Raw genomic sequence first — 20041 nt, 5'->3', positions numbered from 1 at the left:
CCGCCGCCCCGGACCGGTCGGCCGAGGCGCCGGAACGTCAGCGCCGGGCGGGAGCCCGGCGCGCAGGACGTCGACGCGATGGCGGACGGCGGCCTCCGCCGAGACGCAGTGCGTTCCCCTCCCGATCCGGTACGGCGTGTCGGGCGACGGCGCGGGCCGATTCACCCCGCGCAGCGGTACCGTCAGCCGCCCGGGACCGCCCGCAGCGCCCCCGGCCGACGCCCCGTCAGCGCGTCCAGCGCCGCCGCGGACGCCGCGTCCGCGGGCACGTGGACCAGCAGGCGCTGGTCGTCGTCCGCGGGCAGGTCCAGCGTCTCGTAGGCGAGCCGCAGTTCCCCCGCCTCCGGGTGCACCAAACGCGTGACGCCGTTCGCCCGCGGGAGCCCCGGCAGTCGTTCCACCCGGTCGGTGAAGACCGTGCCGACCGTCACGGTCAACTCGTCCGCCAGGGCCGCGATGTGCGTGTCCGCGCGGAACGGCCCGTGTTTCAGCGACGCGACCTGTTCGTCGGCGACGTGTTCCCAGTCGGGGTAGGCGGCGCGGGCCCGGTCGTCGGTGAGGACGAAGCGGGCCGCGTTGGGCGGGGTGCCGTCGAGCATGCCGAGCGGGCCGAACAGCCGCTCGTACCCTACGGTCCAGGCCAGCAGTTCGCTCAGCCGGTTGACGAGCACCGCGGGCGCGGGCTCGAGCCGTTCGAGCAGGGCCCGCACGGTGGGGCGGACGTCACGAGCCGGCCTCGCGCCGCCCATGCAGTTGAAGCCGGCGTCGGCGGACTTGGTGAGCCGGTGGAGGTGGATACGTTCGCCGGCCGAGAGCCGCAGCGCGTCGGCGAGCGCGGAGAGCACCGGCGGGGAGGGCCGCCGATCCCGGCCCTGTTCCAGGCGGGTCACGTACTCGACGCTCACGCCGGCGAGCGTCGCCAGCTCCGATCGGCGCAGGCCGGGAGTACGGCGTCGGGGACCGGCGGGCAGGCCCACGTCGGCGGGGGCGACCGCCTCGCGGCGCGTGCGCAGGAACAGGCCCAACTCGTTGTCGCTCACCGTTCGAACGTAACAGCCCGGAGCGTCGGGACGGTGGCCCTGTCACTACCAGTCTCGGCCCGGCCTTTCTCGGTGCCGCCCGGGACGGCAGGTTGGGACGCGTCGGCCCCGAGGGGGGCCGTCCCTGTCCTTCGAGGAGTACATACGTGTCCGAGAACAACGTCGAGAAGAAGTCCGCCAAGAAGCTCGAGCTGGTGGTGGTCATCGGCAGCGTCCGCCAGGGCCGCTTCGGTCCCGTGGTCGCCGAGTGGTTCGCCGAGCAGGCCCGGCAGCACGGCCGGTTCGGTGTCGAGGTGGTGGATCTGGCGGACACACCGCTGCCGCTGGACCTGCCGCCCCTGCCGCCGGCGCTCCAGCCCGACATGGAGCGGCCGGCGGACATGGCCCCGCTGACACGGCGGCTCGCGGCGGCCGACGCGATCGTGGTGGTGACACCGGACTACAACCGCAGTTTCCCGGCGTCCCTGAAGGCCGCGATCGACTGGCACTACACCGAGTGGCAGGCGAAGCCGATCGGCTTCGTCGGCTACAGCGGCGGCAGCGGCGGTCTGCTGGCGATCGAGCAGCTGCGCCAGGTGTTCGGTGAGCTGCACGCGCACACGGTCCGCGACATGGTCTCGTTCCCCCGCTACTACGAGCTGTTCGCTCCCGACGGCACGCTCATCGACCCCGACGGCCCCACCTCCGCGGCCAAGACGATGCTCGACCAGCTCGACTGGTGGGGCTCCGTGCTCCACGACGCGCGCCGTGACCGTCCGTTCGGAGCCGCCTGACGGCGGCCGTGCCGCGCAGCCGCCGCAGGAGTACCACCGCCGCGGTGGCGAGGACCACAGCGGCAAGGGACAGCAGCCAGTTGCGCGGATAGTCCAGTGGAAGGACCGAGGGGTTGTGCGGCGTTCCGGGGGCGAAGAGGACCGGCAGGGCGATCAGCGTCAGGCAGCCGGCGGTGACGAGCGCCCCGCGCAGCGGTCCCCGGCCGGGGAGCCGTGCGAGGAGCAGCCCGGCGGCGAGCACCAGCGGGGCGAGAAGGATGTCGTGGAGGACGACCGCTCCCGCCAGCCAGAGGGCGACGTCCTTTGCCTGCCCGCCACTGAGGAGGAGGAAGACGCCGACGCCCATGAGGGCGACGCCGGCTGCCCCTGTCGCGATACGCATCACAGCACCTCGATCCTGCCGACCCACTTGGTCTGCCACACGCCGGGACGGTTGGGGGCGATGATCCGGGCGGGGAAGCCGTGGTCGAGGGAGAGGACCTCGCCGCCCAGGCGCAGCGCGAGGAGTGTGAGCGGGTCGTCGGTGTATCCGCCGCCCATCTCCATCACCCGGTAGGCGCCGCGCCGCTCCAGCGATACGACCCTCAGCGCGGTGCCGGGTCGTGCGCCGGCCCGCTCCACCAGGTCCCGGACACGTACGCCGGTCCAGCGCGCCGACTTGCTCCAGCCTTCTACGCAGGCGATGGGCAGGGTCACAGTGTGCTGGGGCAGTGCGGCCAGCTCGTCGAGGGTGAGCGTGTACGGGCGGGGGCCGGTGACGGTGAGCCGCCAGCCGGTGAGATCCGGGACGCTCACGTGGGCCGCGACGGCGGTGCGGTTGACGGGCAGGCCCTGCGCTCCGTGGTCGGGGTGACGGGGCGCGAGGAGATCCAGGCGCCGCAGTGGGGTGAGGGACTGGCCGACGGTGGTGAGGGTGACCGCCCCCACGGCCGCGGCGACGCCGGTGAGGAGGGAGCGCCGGTCCGGTCCGTCCGCGGCGGGCAGTTCGAGCGTTCCGGGCGAGCGCCGGCTCCAGTGGCCTTTGATCTGCGGGTATTTGACGGCGGTGTGCAGGACGAGGGCGCCCGCCAGCAGCCAGGCCACCGCGAAGTGGACGGGCACGAAGGAGAACGGCCACGGGTACCACTGCGCGGTGTTCAGCAGTCCCGTGGTGAGCTGGAAGAGGGCCGCGGCGACCAGCACGCCCACCGACAGCCGTTCGAGGGCGTGCCGCAGGGAGCGCAGCGCGGGCCGCACGAACAGCCTCGGATATACAGTCCACAACTTGACGAGCAGGAGCGGGACGGCCGCGATGCCGCTCGCGACATGGAGGCCCTGGTTGAGGCGGTAACCCCAGTACGGCCGGCTCGGCAGCGAGCCGGCGAGCCAGTCCGGCGGGCGTTGCAGGTAATGGCTGATCACCCCGGTCACGAAGCACACGGCGATCGCCACGCCGAGCAGGCGGCCGACGGAGGTGGCCGTGCGGGCGTCGTGCAGCCTGCCGGTGAAGCCCGGCGGCCGGAGGGTGATCGGTGGTCGGATCCTCATGTCTTCCATGAGACCTCCGCCGGGGCCGGTGCGAGGGATCCGACACCTTACGGAACGCGGACGTCAGGAGGCGTCTCCCCCGTTCGGGCCGCTGACGCTGGAAGGCTGGTGACCGTGATCAACACGCGCACGCTCACCGCCTGTCTCCTCGTCGCCTGCCTGACGGCCGTGCTGGCGGCGACGGTCCTCAAGGACGGCTACGTCACCGATCCAGGCGGCCTCGCACGGTGGTACGCCGCCTGCTGGCTGCTGTTCGCGGCGGCCGTCCTCGCCTTGCGCAGGACGCCCGTGCGGCACGCCGTGGCACTGGTCGTCGCGGGTGGCGTCGCGGTCGCGGCGACGGGCCTGCTCGCCCCGCCGCGTACGAGCACCGACTCCTACCGCTACGCCTGGGACGGCAGGGTGCAGGCGGCCGGGATGTCGCCGTACGACCGTCCGCCCGCCGATCCGGCGCTCGCCGGGCTGCGCGACGACTGGCTGTTCCCGCGCGGAGCGGACTGTGCGCTGCCGGAGCGGTCGCGCATCGACGGGCCCGCGGGCGAGCGACACTGCACCCGGATCAACAGACCGCAGGAGCACACCATCTATCCGCCGGTGGCGCAGGGCTACTTCCTGGTCGTCCACGCGCTGTCGCCCGAGGACGCCCGGCACAAGGCCCTCCAGACGGGCGGTGCGCTCCTGACGGTCGGCACGACCGTCGCGCTCGTGCTGGTGCTGCGCCGTCGCGGTGATCCGCGGCAGGCCGCACTCTGGGCGTGGTGTCCGGCGGTCCCGGTGGAGGCGGTGAACAACGCGCACGCCGACGTTCTGGGAGTCCTGCTCGCGGTGGTGGGACTGTGGGTGGTGGTGCGCGGGCGCTTCGAGGGCGGTGTGCTGCTCGGGGCGGCGGTGGCGACGAAGCTGCTGCCCGCGGTGGTGCTGCCGGGTGCGCTGTCCGGCGTCCGGCGGTGGCGGGACGCGGCGGCCGTGCTGGTGCCGGCCGCGGCCGTTGTGGCGGTGACGTACCTGCCGCACGTGCTGCTGTCGGAGGGCTCCGTGCTCGGCTACCTGGGCGGCTACACCGAGGAGGAGGGATACGACGACCCGTCGGCCCGCAACCGCTACGCGCTGCTGCGGCTGGTGCTGCCCGACGCCTGGGCTCTGCCCGCGGCGCTGCTGGTGACGGCGGCGGTGGTCGTGCACGTCGTGCGCCGCGGCGACCCGCAACGGCCCTGGAGCGGCGCCGTGGCGGTGACGGGCACGGTGTTCCTGCTGATGACGCCGGGATACTCCTGGTACGCGCTGCTCCTGGTGGCGCTGGTCGCGTTGGACGGCCGGTGGGAGTGGCTGGGCGTCGCGGCAGCGGGAGCGGCCAAGTACGTGTCGGTGCACCTCGACGGGGACAGCTCGGTGGTGGGCACGACGGCGTACGCCCTCGCGGCCGCCGCGGTGGTGGCCGGGATGCTGGTCCGGCGGCGCCGGGCCGTGCCTGCGGGTGCTGTCGGCGCAGCGGTGGCCGCAGGACGGGAGTCCGGGTTTGTCCCGGTGGGCAGGAAGGAGGAATGACCACCTCCGCCGAACGGTCCGAAGCCTCGCCCGTCCGCTCCGGCCGTGCGCTGCTGGCCGGTTCGGTCGGCAATTTCGTCGAGTGGTACGAATTCGGTGTCTACGGCTACTTCGCCACGATCATCGCCGCCAACTTCTTCACGCCCGAGGGCGGCAGCGACGTCGAGGCACTGGTGAAGACCTACGCGTCGTTCGCGCTCGCGTTCTTCTTCCGCCCGGTCGGGGCCGCGCTGTTCGGCCGGATCGGTGATCGGATCGGGCGCCGCCCGACGCTGATCCTTGTCATCGGCCTGATGACGCTCGCCACCACCCTGATCGGTCTGCTGCCGACGTACGCCACCATGGGCGCCCTGGCGCCGTGGCTGCTCACCCTGCTGCGCATCGTCCAGGGACTGTCCGCGGGCGGCGAGTTCGGCGGGGCCGTGTCGTTGATGACGGAGTTCGCGCCGCCCGGCCGGCGCGGCCTGTACGGGTCGTGGCAGTCGTTCACGGTGGCGCTCGGCCTGCTCGGCGGCGCGGGGGCGGCGGCGCTGCTGGCGACCGTGCTGTCGGAGGCGGCGCTGAAGGACTGGGGCTGGCGGCTGCCGTTCCTGCTGACGCTTCCCCTCGGCGCGGTCGCCCTGTGGCTGCGGCTGCGTCTCGAGGAGACGCCGCGCTTCCGGGAGGCGGAGGCGGCGCCGGTCGCGCCACCGCCGCCCCGGGAGGTCGTGCGGGCGATCGTGCTCGGCGCGGGCCGGATCATGGGCTGGGCGGCGGCGGGTTACACCTTCCTGGTGGTGCTGCCGTCGTATCTGCAGTTCGGTCTGAACGCGTCGTTCCGGGAGGCGCTGATCGCCACGGTCCTGGCGAACCTGGGCTTCGCGGCGTCGATCATCCCGGCGGGGCTGCTCAGCGACCGGGTCGGCCGGCGGCCGGTGATGCTGACAGGTGCGTCCCTGGTGGTGCTGCTGGCCCTGCCGCTGATGAACCTCCTTCAGGACGAGGGGGCTTCGGCGGCCGCCAAGGGCGCCGCGGTCTTCGCAGCCGGCGCCGTGGTGGGCCTGCTCGCGGGCCCCGGGCCGGCGATGCTGGCGGAGATGTTCCCGACGTCGGTGCGCTGTACGGGACTCGGCCTGGCGTACGCGCTGTCCAACGCGGTCTTCTCGGGGTGCGCGGGCCTCGTCATCACCGAGCTCATCAAACGGACGGGCAGTGTCGACATCCCCGCCTATTACGCGGCCGCCACCTGCGCGGTCAGCGTGTTCGCGCTCCTCACGCTGCGCGGCGACGATCACCGCAGGGCGCTGCGGTGAGGGTCGTCGGGCTGATGTCAGGGACGTCGTACGACGCGATCGACGCCGCGGCCGCCGACATCGTCCTGGAGGACGGCACGCTGAAGCTGTCCCCGCTCGGCCTGATCCGGGAGCCGTACGACGACGAGCTGCGCACGGCGCTGTCGGGAGCGCTGCCGCCCGCCGCGACCTCGCTGGAGCGGGTGTGCCTGCTGGACACCCGCATCGGGCAGGCGTTCGCCGCGGCGGCGGTCCGCGCGGACCATGAACTGTGCGCGGGGCGAGCGGAGTTGGTGGCCTCGCACGGGCAGACCGTGTACCACTGGGCGGAGGCCGGGCAGGTCCACGGCACGCTCCAGCTGGGGCAGCCGGCGTGGATCGCGGAGGCGACGGACTGCACGGTGGTGTCCGACTTCCGTCCGAGGGACGTGGCGGCGGGCGGTCAGGGCGCCCCGCTGGTCAGCCTGGTGGATCTGCTGTGGCTGCGCGCCCGGCCGGGCGTGCCGGCAGCCCTCAATCTGGGAGGGATCGCGAACGTCACCGTGGCGGGCGGTGCGGGGGACCCGGTCGCGTTCGACACCGGGCCGGCGAACGCCCTGGTGGACGCGGCGGTGGTGGAGCTGACGGGTGGACGGCTCCGCTACGACATGGACGGGGCGCTGGCTGCCGCGGGACGGGTCCATCAGCCGCTCCTTGACCAACTGCTGGCGGAGCCGTACTACCGGCTGCCTCCGCCGAAGACGACCGGCAAGGAGCTGTTCCACACGGGCCATGTGCGTGAAGCGCTGGGCGGCGTGGGCCCGTTGCCGCCCGAGGACGTGATCGCCACGCTCACGCGGCTGACCGCGCGGACCGTGGCGGACGCGCTGCGGCCGCTGGGCGCGACCGAGGTCGTCGCGTCGGGAGGCGGCACGCACAACCCGGCGCTGATGGCTGCGCTGCGGGCCGAGCTGGCCGGAACACCGCTGCGCACCTCCGATGAGCTGGGGGTGCCGGCCGCCGCGAAGGAGGCGTACGCCTTCGCCGTGCTCGGCTTCCTGACGGTGCACGGCGTGGCCGGCACCGTGCCTGCGTGCACGGGTGCCCGAGGGGCGCGCGTCCTCGGGTCGATCACCCCGGGCGGACGTGTTCCGGTATTCGCGGTCCCGGCTGAGCGCCGGGTCGACTCCCTGGTCGTCATGGACCGTTGAGGGTGGTGGTGCGGTGGGCCGTGGTGGTGCGGTGGGTCCGCACCACCACGGCCTCGGCGAGCGTGTTCGGGGCCGCCGGAGCGCCGCTCCCGTGCCCGTACTCCTGATGCCGTGCCGGCCTGCTGCCCCCGCGGCAGCAGGTCAGGCGACCAGGAAATCCGCCTTGCCCGCCTTCGCTCCCTGGATGAACGCCTCGATCTCGCCGGAGGTGTAGATCAGGGCCGGTCCGTCGGGGTCGGCGGACTGGCGCACCGCGACCCTGCCGTCGGCCAGCTTCATGGTCTCGACGCAGTTGCCGCCGTTGCCGCCGCTCCAGGGCTTGTGCCAGCCTTCCTCACCCAGCTCGGCGGCCGGCATTCCGTTGTATATGCGTTTCATTCACAGCTCCTTGCGGAGATCGTCGAGGATCTCCTTCGTGCGTTGTACTGTCGCGGCCTGAGCCGCCATGCGGTCCATGACCTCGAGGTGTGTGGCGACCTCGGGGCGCGCGTCGAGATAGACGGCACCGGTCAGGTACTCGCTGTAGACCATGTCCGGGAGCTCGGCCACCGCGAACCGGAAGAGGACGAAGGGTCCGTACGTGCCGGGATGGTGGCCGGCCGCGAACTCGGCGATCTGCAAGGTGACGTTCGGAAGCCGTGCGCCCTCGAGCAGCTTCTCGATCTGGGCCTTCATCACGCCGGGCCCGCCGACGGGTCTGCGCAGCACCGTCTCGTCCATGATCACCCAGAGCTTGGGGGCGTCCGGGCGGGTCAGCAGGGACTGGCGCTCCATGCGCAGCGCCACATGGCGTTCGACGTCGTCCGGCTCCGTGTGGCCGATGGCTCCGCCGATCATGATGGCCCTGGCGTAGTCCTCGGTCTGGAGCAGACCGGGCACGAAGTGCGGTTCATACGCACGGATGAGGCTTGCGGCACCCTCCAGGCTGACGTACATGCTGAACCAGTTGGGCAGGACGTCGTGGAAACGTTGCCACCAGCCGGGCTTGTTGGCCTCTTCGGCCAGCTCGACGAAACCGCGGGCCTCCTCGTCGCCGATCCCGTAGGCGCCGAGGAGCAGTTGGACGTACGGGATCTTCAGCGCGACCTCGGCGGTCTCCATCCTGCGGATGGTGCCGGGGGCTACGCGGAGGACCTTGGCCGCTTCCTCGCGTCTGAGGCCGGCGCGCTCCCGCAGATCCTGCAGACGCTTGCCGAGAACGACCTGCCCCACGGTGGGGGCGGACCGCGGTTCACTCACTTCGAGACCTCCCCACGTGCTTGTTTGCGAGCAGTGTGCCATGGCACCCATTCAATGAATATGCCCACTCTGAATTTTTCATAGTGGGGGTTGCCAATGTGATGGCTGCAGCGGGAGAGTGGTCGTGTGAACCGTGACGCGCTCGCCAACGAGCTCCTGGACTCCCTTGCGGGGACCGATCTCACCCGGTATGCCTTCGAATTGCCGGCGCGCGCCGAACAGGTCTCACGGGCAAGAAAGTTGGTCTCCGCGCGATTGGGAAGCTGGGGCGTCGAGGGAGACGCCCGCGACACCGCCCTGCTCGTGCTCTCCGAGCTGTTCACCAACGCCATCGTCCACACCGGCGGCCATCTGGTCGGCTGCGAACTCCTCGCCGGCGCGGGCCGGTTGCGCGTGACGGTGCAGGACCAGGGCGCCGCCACCACCGGCCCGCGCGTCTGCCACGGCTCGCAGGGCGAGCGCGGGCGGGGACTGCTGCTCGTGGAGGCGGTGAGCCGCGCCTGGGGCACGTACGACGCCGCGCCGGGAGTGGGCCGCGTCGTCTGGGCCGAACTGCCCTTCATATCCGGTGCCGTGTCCAGGGAAGGGGCATCGGCGTCGGAGTGGCCGTGCTGAGGAACCTGGCGCCGCTCCTGTCCCGGGGCGTGCGTCACGACGATGCCGACCTCCTGAGCAGACTCGAGGTCCCCGCCGCGCTCCCCACCACGCTGGGGTGCGACGCGGTCGGCGTCCCCGCGCACTACGGAATCCGCCTGCTCGCCCGGATGCGGAGCACCGGCTGCGTGTTCGCCGACGGGGCCTGGTGGTGGTGGATCGTTCCCGCCGGCTCCGACCTCGACCTGATCTGGCCGCTGCCGTCCCACTACGCCCGCGGGGCACGGGTGCCCGCCAGCGGCGCCCGGCTGATCTGCCGACCGGACGGCCCGAGCCCGTACACGCCGCCCATCCCGCTGTTCTTGATGACCTGTCAACTCACTGGCACCACGCCGCGTTGGCCGGCCGGCCTGACCGGCTCGGCACGGGGCTGAGCCGGAGCACCCGCGAGGTCCGCCGGACCGCCAGGCGATCCGCCGGGATAGGCTTCTGTGCATGTCGGAAGCGAACACGGGCCCCGAACGGCAGGGCCTCACACCGCGCCAGGCCCGCCGTGTCCGGATAGCCCTGTCGGCCGCCATCATGATCGCGGTGGGTGCCATGCTCGCGCTGCGGCTGGGCAGCACCAACTCGGTACTCACCGTGGGCTTCTACGGCATCGCGCTGATCCTCTCCGGCAGCGCGCTGGTCCTCAGCCGCGCCGGACGCACCCGGTGGGCCACCCTGGTCCTGGGCATCGGCGTGGCGGTCGCGCTCGTCGCGGAGTGGGCGATCGCCGCGATGCGCTGAGGCCTGGACGAGTTCGCCTCCCGGACGCCTTCACCGGCTTCGCCACCCGACTCCGGCCGATCGACCGTGCCGGCCCGGCGGTTCATCAGCGACCGGTCGAGCCTTCGATGAGTTCGCGGTGACGTCCGCGTGGCGCGCGTAACGGCCCGTCTCATCGATCATGTGGGTGAGTGCCCAGCGGATGCCGGGAGCTGTGCCGGGCGCGGAGGCCCGGCACCGGCCGGAGAGGCTCCGGCCTCCGGTCAGCCGCCGGAGACGGCCCGCAGATGGGTCTTGCCCCGGCGCACGCCGGGCACCGCGCTCGACCGGTTCTCCCTCAGGACGAGCGTCATCCGGGTGTACTCCCTGTCCCGCAGGGTCGTCGGCGTCTCGTCGATGATCCTGCACTGGGTGCGGCCCCAGCGCGGGTCCGGATGGTTCACCGGGCGCACGGCTCCGTCGTGGTGGATCGCGAGCGCGCCCACGGCGCTCATCCAGTGCGGCAGCCCGCACCGGTACGCGGCGTCCATGATCGGGTCGTCCGCGATGTCGTCACGAATGGCTTGAAGCGCATCGTCGTCGCCGTGCTTGTCGAGGGCCGCGGCCAACTGCGCCATCAACGGCAGGCACCAGCTCGTCTCGTGCTCGTCGAGCACCGTGCGCGCGTCGGGGTGGAAGAGCACGAACCGCAGGAAGTTGCGGTCCGGCATGGCGGTCGGATGGGGTCCGATGTCACGGAAGAGGGCATCGAACGCGGGGTTGGCGTGGGCGACGTCCCAGTGCCGGTCGAAGAGCACGGAAGGCAGCGGCACCGCGTCCATCATCGTGGCGTAGTCCCGCAGATAGGCCTGCGTCTCGGGGGCCGACGGCTCCTCCTGCCGCGACGGCGGCCTGGGCTCGGGCGGACGTACGGGCACCGGCGGCGGGACCGGCGCGGCGGGTCCGGACGGCGCCGGGCGGCGCACCGGACGTGAGGGCGGCACCGGACCTGACGGCCTGACGGGCGTCTCCCCGCCGAAGGAGTCGTACCGCACCGGCACGTCACGGTCGACGGCGAGGCGCAGCAGCCGCCCGCCCTGCTGGTCGTTGAGTTCCAGGGCGTCGATCAGGGCGCAGAGCGTGTCCTCGGGCCACTGCCGGCCCGGGGTGCGTTCCCAGGTGGCGTAGGTGTAGGCGGTGATGCCGAGGCGGGCCGCGACCTCCTCCAGGCTCAGGCCCAGTTCCTCACGGCGTCGCTTGAGGGCGTCCCCGAGCCTCTTCGTACGGGCCGTGGCCCGCGCGGCGCCGACGGGCCTGAGGCGTCCTTGGACACCCCGGCGTTCGACGCCCGCCTCATGTGTCATCGAGAACGCCACCCTTCTCGGAGCCGGCCGCAAGTCCCGCTGCGACAGCACCCTTTGGATCTTCACACCGCGTGGCGATCCTGCTACCGCGAACGAGGGGATGTCAACTATCGTGGCATTCCACGCCGCTGAGCGCTTAATTCGCGCCACAGCTGTGGCAAGACCTTGGCTGCCGTGACCTGAATAGGGTTAACTTCCGGCAGCCCCATAGGATGCGGGGCTACCTCGCGTGATCTAGGAGACCTACTGGTGACAGACGGCTTCTCGGTTCCGGGTCCGACGGCCACAGGCCCTCTGGCGGCATCGGTTGCCCGGGTCGCCGAACTTGCGGACAAGCTCGGAATGAGCCACAGCGAGGTCTTCGACGTCCAGAAGCTGTCCGAGGCGTCGGGGGTTCCCGCCGACGTCGTGCGGGCCCTCCTCGACGGACGGCCGGCCGGCGAACCGGACCTCCAGGCACGTTTCCTGCAACGCTTCGACCTGCTGCGACGTACCCGGCTCAAGGCCAACGGCCGCCGGTACACCCAGCAGGAGATCGCCGACGGCGCTGGGATGTCGCGCCAGCAGGCGGGTGCGCTCATCAACGGCGACCGCCGCCCGACGATGGAGCACTGTGACGCGATCCAGCGCTTCTTCAAGGTGCACGCCGGGTTCCTGACCGCCGACGACGCCGACGCGCTCGACAGCGCCCTCCAGCGCACGGAGCAGAGTCTGCTGCACGACTACACGGGCGACGGCGACCCGCTGGAGCGGCTGCTCCAGGACCACGGTGTACGCGGCATCGCCTGGCGCGCGGCGCAACTCCCCACCGACAAGCACCGGGACAAGGTGACCGAATGGCTCGACATGCTTCTGGAGAGCGTGAAGCCGGCGCCTGACGCTCCCACGGAGCCCTGATTTCCGGACAGGCTTGGATTTGTACGTGTCTCAACAGGTTCTGACGGGGAGGGGAGAGCGGTGAGCATAGGCAAAGAGATGCGCCGGCTGTGCGGCGAGCTGGTCGGCGGAATCGATCTGCCCGCACCGGCAGAACCCGCGGACCTCTACTCCGCCCTGTGCCGGGGCATGAGCAAACACCGTGGCAGGCCCGTGCGTTACCGCATGGCGTCCTTCCCTCCGGGCACCGCCAGCGGGCTGTGGCTCGACATGGCCGAGCAGGACCTCGTGGTGATCGAGGAGCGCACCGCTCCCGACCACCAGCTGGTGATTCTCGGCCACGAGCTGTGGCACATGAAGGCCGGGCACTGCAGCCACCACGTCGAGGGCGCCGCCGTCGCCGCACGGCTGCTGTCCCACGAGGCCGACCTCCAGGCGACCGTTCTCAAGGTCGCCGCCCGCACCCGCTTCGACCAGGCCGAGGAGAACGAGGCCGAGAGCTTCGGCCTGCTGCTCGGCAGCAAGTGCCGTGCCTGGCTGGCCGGTTCGAACGGAAGGGGTCCGGTCCGCCGCGACGGGCTGGCCGGCCGCATCGAGGCGTCGCTGGGATACCGCGGGCCACAGGGCTGAGGCGTGAACGGACCGGACTACTACATCCCCGCAGCCGCCCTCGGAATCGCACTCGCGTTCAAGATCCCGGGAATGCGGCGCGACTGGCGCGACCCGCTCCTCCGGTCCGTCTGCGCACTTCTCGTCCTCGGCGCGTCCACGTTCTTCTTCGCCGCGCCGCCGACCATCGCCGAGGTCAACCGCATCACCGGTGTCCCCAACATCTCGGCCCCGCTGGTCTACTGCATCCTCTCCGCGTTCAGCGCCTCCTGCCTGGTCCTCCTCGTCAACTGGCGCGGCGGACCGCCCGAGGAGACCCGCCGGATCTCCCTGCGCTGGATGGGCGCGTACAGTGTCGTCGTCGTGGCGCTCATCGTGCTCTTCGCCATGGGCGACGCCCCGGTGGAACGACTGCGGGACCTGGACACCTACTACGCCAGGACGCCGTACATGCGCGAGATGATCGCGCTCTACCTGGCCGCCCACAGCGTCGCCGCCGTGGGCATGACCGTGCTGTGCTGGCGCTGGTCGCTCAAGGTCCGCGGCTGGCTCCGCGGCGGGCTGGTGACCATCGTCGTCGGATCGCTGTTCAACCTCGCCTACGGAGTCACCAAGTCGTCCGCCGTCGGCGCCCGCTGGGCAGGCCACGACTGGGACTACCTGTCCACACTCGCCGCGCCGCCGCTCGCCTCGGTCGGCGCGCTGTTGAGCGCCGTCGGCTTCGTACTGCCGCTCGCGGGCCAGCGGCTGTCCGACAGCTGGCACGCCTGGGCCGCCTACCGGCGGCTCGGAACGCTGTGGCGCGAGCTGCGTTCCGCCGCCCCGGACCACAGCCCCTCGGTGCGGATCTCATGGCTCTCTCCGGTCGAGCTGCGGGTGACGCAACGGGAGTCCGACATCCACGACGGCATGCTCCAGCTCGACCCGTACTTCGATCGCGTCCTGCGGGCGAACGCCTACGACCAGGCGGTCGCCGAAGGGGCCGACCCCCGGCAGGCGGACGCGATCGCGGACGCGGCGATGGTCGCCGCGGCACTGCGGGCCCGCGCCGCCGACCCCGAGGGGCGGATCGTCAGGTCGGCAGAGGCCTACACCTCCGTCGCAGCCACGGGACCGCGTGATCTGGTGCGCATGTCCCTCGCCCTGCGTCATTCACCCGTCGTCGCGGGAGCACGCCTGCGTACGGCCAGGTCAGAGAGCGGCACCCTATGAGCAGCGATCCCGTGAGAACCAGCAGGAACAAACCGCGCAGAGCCGTGGTCATCGGCGGCGGCCTGGCCGGCATGCTGACGGCCGGCGTCCTTCGCGAATACGCCGAGGAGGTCACGGTCGTCGAGCGCGACGTCCTGCCGGAGGGGCCGCTGTCGCGCAGGAGCCTCCCCCAGGCGCACCACGCGCACCTGTTGTGGTCTGGCGGGGCACGGGCGATCGAGTCACTGCTGCCGGGCACCACGGACCGCTGGCTCGCCGCGGGCGCCCGCCGGATCCCGCTGCCGACCGGGCTGGTGTCGATGTCGGCACAGGGCTGGTTCCGCCGCTTCCCGGAGATGCAGTTCCTCATCGCCTGCAGCCGGGACCTGCTCGACTGGGTCGTACGGGACCAGGTGCTCACGAGCCCCCGGGTCACCGTCCTGTGTCGGACCGAACTGCTGGGTCTGGAAGGCGCCGCCGGCCGGGTCACCGGCGTACGGGTGCGCGGCGAGGAGACAGGCGAGCGGGTGCTCCCCGCCGACCTGGTCGTCGACGCCGGCGGCCGGGGGTCGCGGGCCCCCGAGTGGCTGAAGGGGCTGGGCGTCGGCGAGGTCCGGGAGGAGAAGGTCGACTCCGGGCTCGCCTACGCCAGCAGGATCTTCCGCGCCCCCGCGGGTTCGGAGGAGTACCCGGTCGTCAATGTGCAGGCCGACGCCCGTGAGCCCAGGCCGGGCTGCACGGCCACGATCGTGCCCGTAGAGGGCGGCCGGTGGCTGGTGACGCTGTCCGGCACGCGTGGCGGACAGCCCACGAACGCCGCCGACGAGTTCGAGGACTTCGCCCGCTCCGTCCGCCATCCCGTCGTCGCCGAGCTCATCGCCCACGCCGAACCGCTGACGGACGTCGTCGTCTCCCGGAGCACCGTCAACCGCCGCCGCTACTACGAGAAGCTGCGCGACTGGCCGGAGGGCTTCGTCGCCGTCGGCGACTCGGTCGCCACCTACAACCCCGTCTACGGGCACGGTATGTCGGTCGCCGCCCAGGGCGTCCTCGCGCTGCGGCGGGCGCTGGCCCTGCACGGCATGGGCTCCCCCGGGCTCGCCCGCCGCGTGCAGCGTTCGCTCGCCGGGCCGGTCGGCACGGCGTGGGACCTGGCCACCGGACAGGACATCCTCTATCCCGGGGCGATCGGCAAGGACCCGGGCGCGGCGGCGAAGGTGCTCCGACACTACGTCGACCGGCTGATGCTCACCGCGACGGGACGGCCACTCGTCGCCAAGGCCCTGTTCGACGTGATGACCCTGTCCGCGCCGACCGGCTCCCTGCTGAAGCCGGAGATCGCGCTCGCGGTGCTCCGCGGCCCGGCGCTGAAGCCGCTGACCGGGCCGCCGCTGAGCGACGACGAGCTGCGCATCGCGAGGGAACCGCGCGGTGAGCGGGAGGCGGACCCGGCCGACGCCTGACGCGGCGGGGATCGGCGACCGGCACGTCACAGGCATCGCCTAGGCTCAGCGGCAATATGAACGGCAATCACTCAGGCAGCACCCGCGCCAGGACGGGCGGCCGGACTCCGATGGAGCCGAAGGCCGACCGGGAGACCGTGCGCCGGCACAACCTCAGCCTGGTCCTGCGGACGGTCCGCGACCAGGTCGAGGCCACCCGCGCCGGTGTCGCGGCACGCGTGGGCCTGACCCGTGCCGCCGTCTCCTCGCTGGTCGAGCAGCTGATCGAGAGCGGATTCCTCTCCGAGTCGGGCAAGACGTTCAGCGGCCAGGCGGGCCGTCCGGGCACGGTGCTCAAGGTCGCGCGCACCGGCCTCGCGGGCGTCGGCGTGGAGATCAACGTCGACTACGTCGCGGTGTGCGTCGTCGACCTCGCCGGCACCGACCGGGTGCGGCTCGTGGAGCATTTGGACAACCGGGGCGCCGCGCCGGCGGAGGTGTTCGGCCGCGCCGCCCGGATCGCGGCCCGCGCGCTGGCGTCGGCGACTGAGCAGGAACTGCGGCCGGTCGGCGCGGAGCTGGCCCTGCCGGGCCTGATCTCGGGCGGCTCGGTGCTCCAGGCGCCCAACCTCGGCTGGACCTCCGTCCCGGCGGAGAGCCCGTTCGCCGAGGCCCTCGCCGCGCTGCGCCCGGGCCTGCCCGCCCTGCCGGTGCACTCGGAGAACGAGGCGAACCTCGCCGCGCTCGCCGAGCTGTGGTTCGGCGGCCTCGGCGACGTGCGCAGCTTCCTGTACCTCTCAGGTGAGATCGGGGTCGGCGGCGCGCTGGTGCTGGACGGCGAACTGCTGCGCGGGGCGAACGGCTTCGCCGGCGAGATCGGTCATGTCTCCGTCTCGGACGACGGCCCGCTGTGCCGGTGCGGATCCCGTGGCTGCCTGGAACAGTACGCCGGGCAGGCCGCGCTGCTGCGTGCGGCGGGCCTCGACGAACGAGCCGGCGCGGCGGGCATGGCGGAACTGGAAGCCCGTGCACGGGCGGGCGACGACGCGGCGCTCGCCGCGCTGTCAGGGGCGGGCAGGGCGCTGGGCCGCGCGCTGTCCGGCGCGGTGAACCTCTTCGACCCGGACGCGGTCGTGCTCGGCGGGGTCTACCGGCCCCTGATGCCGTGGCTGGGCCCGCCGACGGGCGCGGAGCTGGAGGCGCGCGTGGTCTCCGGCCTGTGGTCCCCGACGAGCGCCCGCCTGCGGGCGTCCTCCCCCGCGGCGGACGCCGCCCGGGGGGCGGCGGCCCTCGTCGTCCAGGACGTCCTGGCCGACCCGGTGGCGTACGCGCCGCGCCAGCCGGCGTGATGGAGCGCCTGTCCCCGTGCAGCGGTCACGGTCAGGGCAGGGACCTCAGGGGCGGGTGCTGCGTCGTGATGCCGGAGGGCTGGAGCAGTGTCGGCGGTTCCGCGCCGGGATCCTCGGTGACGACCACGCCGGCGCCCGCCTGGTCGAAGCCGGAGGGCCGGCGAGTGCGCTCGCTGCCGTCGAACTCCGTGTCACGCCGGTCCGGTCGCCCCACGCGAGCGGACCGTGCGTAGCGGAGGCCGGCGGTGACGGCGAGATCGATGTCGGCGGGCGCGGCGATCGCCCGCTCGGCGATCGACGCCGCGACCGAGACGATGGAGGCGAGCAGGCGCCCGGCCCTGTCTCAGCGCAGATAGACGCGACCGGGGTCGACGTCCTCCCGGAGCAGCCGCAGTTCGGCCGCGGTGGGCGGTTCGACAGTGTCGACCTCGTCGGCGAGCTGGAGGTCCCAGCCGGTGGCGGCGCGGACCTGGTCGACGGTGACACCCGGATGCACGGCGACCAGCCGCAGCTCCTCCCCCGCGCCCGCGCGGGCGAGGATGCCCAGGTCGGTGATGACGCGGGTGACTCCCGCGCCGCGCGGCGTGATGCCGTCGGCGAGCGCCCGATCGGGGCCCGGCGAGGTGCAGAAGTCGAGTGCGGCCACGAACGAGCGGGGATCGTGACGGCGCATCACCACGAACACCTCGCCCGAGTTGGCCATGACCTCCATGGCTCCGCCGGAGCCGGGGAGGCGGACCTTCGGCCTGTCCCAGTCGCCGATGACGGAGGAGTTGAGGTTGCCGTGGCGGTCGATCTGGGCGGCCCCGAGGAAGCCGACATCGATGTGACCGCCCTGGAGGACGGAGCCGAAGAGGGTCGCCATGGACAGGACGGCCTCCGCGCCGGTGATGAGGACCGCGTCGGCGATCGTCTCGGGCAATTGGGAGGGGTGTGCGCCGCAGACGCCCGACTCGTAGACGATCTCGAGGCGAGGCGCGACGGTGAGGTGGGCGAGCGAGGCGGCCAGGGTGGGCAGGCCGATCCCGGCGAAAACGGTCCGTCGCCCGGCGAGTTCACGGGACGCGACGACGGAGAGGAGCTCCGAGGAGGTCGCGGTGCCGGCGGCTGTCATCTTCTTCTCTCCGTCGTTCGGTCGTCGTTCGGTCGTCGTTCGGCCCGCCGGTCCGGCTGTGCGTCCGCCGGTGGCGCGGTCACAGCCGTCGTCCGTAGTTCACGGGCAGGCTCATCGCCTCGCCCACGGCCAGCCCCGCCCAGAACTCCTCGCCCTGCTTGGCTACGTACTCGGCGTGGTCGCGGGTGCCGTGGACCCACTCGGCCATCCAGTCCCGCAGCCGGGCGGGGTCCTTGCTGATGTGCGACCAGGACCGGTAGAAGGCGTTGTCCCGGTCGTAGTAGCCCTGGGCGAAGGACGGGTGGGCGCCGCGCGGGCAGGCGACGACGGCATGGACCGCGTGCGAGGGGATGACGGTCCGGTTGGGGTCCGAGCGCACCACCTCGTCCTCGACGATCTCCTCCACCACCACGACGGCCTTCTTCGCGGCGTGGACCGCCTCCGCCTGGACGCCGGTGAGGCCCCACACCTGGGTGTTGCCGGCGCGGTCCGCGCGCTGCGCGTGGACGATGGTCACGTCCGGGTGGACCGGCGGGACCACGTAGATCTCCTCCGTGGCGCCGTCCGGGCCCGGGTAGGGCGAAGTGACCTTGCGGATGCCGGGGTTGACCGACGGGAGGTCGCTTCCGGCATAGGAGCGCAGCGGGTGGAAGGGCAGCCGCTGAGCACCGGCGAGATAGCGGCAGATCATCCCGTAGTGGCTGTACTCCTCGAACTCCAGCGGTTCGGGGTCGGCGGACTCGATACGCCGCCGGAGCTCTCCGAGCGAGCCGGCCGAGGAGTTGCCGACGAAGGAGGAGACCAGCTTGGTGACACAGCCGCCCGCGAGCAGCTGGTCCACCACGATGTCCGCCGTCATCCGCACCACCATGAGGTTCCTGCGGCCCTGGCGGATGATTTCGTGGCCGGCGGCCGTCGGGATGAGATGGGTGAAGCCTTCGAGGGACACCGTGTCGCCGTCGTGCACGAACGAGGCGATCGCGTCCTTCATCGTCATGGTCTTGTCCACGGCCCACACGCTGCCAGCACCATTGATTACTGTCCAATACCAAATTAAGGTCACATTGAGACGTCAGGAGAAATAGCCACCGGCGTCCAGTGGATCCGGCTGGAACGGAACGGGACGACCGTGGAACTGCGCCATCTGACCTCCTTCCTCGCGGTCGCCGAGGAACTGCACTTCGGCCGCGCCGCCAGACGGCTCCGGATTGCCCAGCCGCCGCTGAGCCAGCAGATCCGCCAGCTGGAGCGCGAGCTCGGCGTGCAGCTCTTCGAGCGCAACACCCGCTCGGTGCGGCTCACCAGCGCGGGGCAGTCCTTCCTCAAGCCGGTACGCACCGTCCTGGACGATCTGGACATCGCCGTACGGGTGGCGAAGGCGGCGGGCCAGGGAGAGTACGGGCGCGTCACGGTGGGCTTCGCCGGCGCCTCCTCTCACGACTCCCTGCCGCTGCTCACGCGGGCGGTCCGGGCCGCCCATCCCGGCCTGGAGCTGGTCATGCAGGGCCAGACGTACGCGGATGTCGCCCTGGCCAAGGTCGCGGACGGCTCGCTCGACCTGGGCTTCGTGCGGCTGCCTGCCGGCCGGCCCGGTGTCGAGACGCGGGTGATCGGCGAGGAGGAGCTGCTGTGCGCGCTGCCGCAGGACCATCCGCTCGCGAGCCGTGAGCGGATCGCGGTGGCCGACCTGGCCGCGGAGCCGTTCGTCAGCTTCCCCGCGAACGCCGGCTCCACGCTGCGCGATGCCACGTTCCGGGCCTGCGAGGACGCCGGGTTCCATCCACGGGTGGTGCAGGAAGCCCCCGACTCGTACACGATCCTGGCGCTGGTGGCGGCGGGCGTGGGAGTGACGCTCACCCTCTCCTCCTGTCTGCACATCCAGCAGACGGGCCTGGTGCACCGGCCGCTGGCCGGCCCGCCGACCCGTCTCCAGGCAGCGCTCGCCTGGCGCACCGACAATCCGTCCGCGGCCCTGCGCAGTGTGCTGGCGGTGGCCGCCGAGGCGCTGCCGACGCCCCCGGACCGGCCGGCGTGCCGCGTGACTGACCCCTCACCGCCGGCGCGACCGACTCTCACCGCCCTGCGCGGACCGACCCCTCACCGCCCGCCCGATTGATTCGTCCGCCGTCTCAATCGGTCCCGATCGGATATTGGACCGGACGCGGCGGCC

21 protein-coding genes and 1 pseudogene are annotated in these 20041 nt (G+C 72.3%); 13 read left to right on the top strand and 9 right to left on the bottom strand.

Features of this window, described 5'->3' with window-relative positions; all coding sequences use genetic code 11:
* Positions 1-182 precede the first annotated feature (182 nt).
* Complete coding sequence (locus MDN94_RS22285; protein ID WP_482727645.1) at positions 183-1040, bottom strand: helix-turn-helix domain-containing protein; 858 nt, start codon at positions 1038-1040, stop codon at positions 183-185.
* 146 nt (positions 1041-1186) lie between these two features.
* Here MDN94_RS22285 and MDN94_RS22280 point away from each other — a divergent pair, with 146 nt between their 5' ends.
* Complete coding sequence (locus tag MDN94_RS22280; RefSeq protein ID WP_482727644.1) at positions 1187-1813, top strand: NADPH-dependent FMN reductase; 627 nt, start codon at positions 1187-1189, stop codon at positions 1811-1813.
* Between the two features lie 381 nt (positions 1814-2194).
* Here the strand turns inward: MDN94_RS22280 and MDN94_RS22275 are convergent, their stop codons facing one another.
* Positions 2195-3349, bottom strand: a complete 1155-nt coding sequence (locus tag MDN94_RS22275; RefSeq protein WP_482727643.1) for a molybdopterin-dependent oxidoreductase — start codon at positions 3347-3349, stop codon at positions 2195-2197.
* A 105-nt stretch (positions 3350-3454) separates the two neighbouring features.
* Here MDN94_RS22275 and MDN94_RS22270 point away from each other — a divergent pair, with 105 nt between their 5' ends.
* Genes MDN94_RS22270 through MDN94_RS22260 form a run of 3 tightly spaced genes read left to right on the top strand, consistent with a single transcriptional unit; the run spans position 3455 to position 7346 of the window.
* Complete coding sequence (locus MDN94_RS22270; protein WP_482727642.1) at positions 3455-4885, top strand: glycosyltransferase 87 family protein; 1431 nt, start codon at positions 3455-3457, stop codon at positions 4883-4885.
* Positions 4882-6177 carry an MFS transporter gene (locus MDN94_RS22265; protein ID WP_482727641.1) on the top strand — a complete coding sequence of 432 codons (1296 nt, stop codon included), beginning with the start codon at positions 4882-4884 and terminating at the stop codon, positions 6175-6177. The genes MDN94_RS22270 and MDN94_RS22265 overlap by 4 nt, the downstream gene beginning before the upstream one ends.
* A complete protein-coding gene (locus MDN94_RS22260) occupies positions 6174-7346 on the top strand; it encodes an anhydro-N-acetylmuramic acid kinase (RefSeq protein ID WP_482727640.1) in 1173 nt (390 codons plus the stop codon). The genes MDN94_RS22265 and MDN94_RS22260 overlap by 4 nt, the downstream gene beginning before the upstream one ends.
* 141 nt (positions 7347-7487) lie before the next feature.
* Here the strand turns inward: MDN94_RS22260 and MDN94_RS22255 are convergent, their stop codons facing one another.
* Together MDN94_RS22255 and MDN94_RS22250 are read right to left on the bottom strand one after the other, a co-directional pair.
* Positions 7488-7724 carry a DUF397 domain-containing protein gene (locus tag MDN94_RS22255; protein WP_482727639.1) on the bottom strand — a complete coding sequence of 79 codons (237 nt, stop codon included), beginning with the start codon at positions 7722-7724 and terminating at the stop codon, positions 7488-7490.
* A complete protein-coding gene (locus tag MDN94_RS22250; RefSeq protein ID WP_482727638.1) occupies positions 7725-8585 on the bottom strand; it encodes a helix-turn-helix domain-containing protein in 861 nt (286 codons plus the stop codon).
* 126 nt (positions 8586-8711) lie between these two features.
* Between MDN94_RS22250 and MDN94_RS22245 the strand changes: the two genes are divergently transcribed.
* The 3 genes from MDN94_RS22245 (at position 8712) to MDN94_RS22235 (ending at position 9968) form a co-directional block, all read left to right on the top strand.
* Positions 8712-9200 carry an ATP-binding protein gene (locus MDN94_RS22245; protein WP_482727637.1) on the top strand — a complete coding sequence of 163 codons (489 nt, stop codon included), beginning with the start codon at positions 8712-8714 and terminating at the stop codon, positions 9198-9200.
* A gap of 5 nt (positions 9201-9205) precedes the next feature.
* Positions 9206-9613, top strand: coding sequence for a hypothetical protein (locus MDN94_RS22240; RefSeq protein WP_482728206.1), 408 nt, complete (start codon positions 9206-9208; stop codon positions 9611-9613).
* Between the two features lie 61 nt (positions 9614-9674).
* Complete coding sequence (locus tag MDN94_RS22235) at positions 9675-9968, top strand: hypothetical protein (RefSeq protein ID WP_482727636.1); 294 nt, start codon at positions 9675-9677, stop codon at positions 9966-9968.
* Between the two features lie 85 nt (positions 9969-10053).
* Here the strand turns inward: MDN94_RS22235 and MDN94_RS22230 are convergent.
* Together MDN94_RS22230 and MDN94_RS22225 are read right to left on the bottom strand one after the other, a co-directional pair.
* A pseudogene (locus MDN94_RS22230) lies at positions 10054-10160 on the bottom strand (mycothiol transferase); the annotation flags it as partial.
* A gap of 50 nt (positions 10161-10210) precedes the next feature.
* Entirely contained in the window at positions 10211-11290 is a 1080-nt protein-coding gene (locus MDN94_RS22225; RefSeq protein WP_482727635.1) for an MmyB family transcriptional regulator, read from the bottom strand.
* A 249-nt stretch (positions 11291-11539) separates the two neighbouring features.
* On the opposite strand from MDN94_RS22225, the gene MDN94_RS22220 reads away from it, so the two are divergent.
* The 5 genes from MDN94_RS22220 (at position 11540) to MDN94_RS22200 (ending at position 16757) form a co-directional block, all read left to right on the top strand.
* On the top strand, positions 11540-12187 hold the full coding sequence (locus tag MDN94_RS22220) for a helix-turn-helix domain-containing protein (RefSeq protein WP_482727634.1): 648 nt from the start codon (positions 11540-11542) through the stop codon (positions 12185-12187).
* Between the two features lie 78 nt (positions 12188-12265).
* The gene (locus MDN94_RS22215) at positions 12266-12796 is read left to right on the top strand and encodes a toxin-antitoxin system, toxin component (RefSeq protein ID WP_482728205.1); all 531 of its coding nucleotides are present in this window, start codon (positions 12266-12268) and stop codon (positions 12794-12796) included.
* A gap of 3 nt (positions 12797-12799) precedes the next feature.
* Positions 12800-13987 (top strand): MAB_1171c family putative transporter, encoded by a 1188-nt coding sequence (locus MDN94_RS22210; protein ID WP_482727633.1) that lies wholly within the window; start codon positions 12800-12802, stop codon positions 13985-13987.
* Entirely contained in the window at positions 13984-15429 is a 1446-nt protein-coding gene (locus MDN94_RS22205) for an FAD-dependent oxidoreductase (RefSeq protein WP_482727632.1), read from the top strand. Before MDN94_RS22210 ends, MDN94_RS22205 begins: the two co-directional genes overlap by 4 nt.
* A gap of 56 nt (positions 15430-15485) precedes the next feature.
* Positions 15486-16757 carry an ROK family protein gene (locus MDN94_RS22200; protein WP_482727631.1) on the top strand — a complete coding sequence of 424 codons (1272 nt, stop codon included), beginning with the start codon at positions 15486-15488 and terminating at the stop codon, positions 16755-16757.
* A gap of 31 nt (positions 16758-16788) precedes the next feature.
* Here MDN94_RS22200 and MDN94_RS22195 read toward each other — a convergent pair whose 3' ends face one another.
* The 3 genes from MDN94_RS22195 to MDN94_RS22185 all read right to left on the bottom strand — a co-directional run bounded on the left by MDN94_RS22195 (position 16789) and on the right by MDN94_RS22185 (position 18868).
* Positions 16789-16971, bottom strand: coding sequence for a hypothetical protein (locus tag MDN94_RS22195; protein WP_482727630.1), 183 nt, complete (start codon positions 16969-16971; stop codon positions 16789-16791).
* A gap of 129 nt (positions 16972-17100) precedes the next feature.
* On the bottom strand, positions 17101-17871 hold the full coding sequence (locus MDN94_RS22190) for a CoA-transferase subunit beta (protein WP_482727629.1): 771 nt from the start codon (positions 17869-17871) through the stop codon (positions 17101-17103).
* Positions 17872-17950: 79 nt separating this feature from the next.
* Entirely contained in the window at positions 17951-18868 is a 918-nt protein-coding gene (locus MDN94_RS22185) for a CoA transferase subunit A (protein ID WP_482728204.1), read from the bottom strand.
* Positions 18869-19000: 132 nt separating this feature from the next.
* Between MDN94_RS22185 and MDN94_RS22180 the strand changes: the two genes are divergently transcribed.
* Positions 19001-19987, top strand: coding sequence for a LysR family transcriptional regulator (locus MDN94_RS22180; RefSeq protein ID WP_482727628.1), 987 nt, complete (start codon positions 19001-19003; stop codon positions 19985-19987).
* Positions 19988-20041: the final 54 nt, after the last annotated feature.

This window comes from Streptomyces sp. WAC00040, from assembly GCF_056835925.1.
Note: the sequence above shows the minus strand (reverse complement) of the source record. Positions and strands in the feature narration are given on the sequence as shown.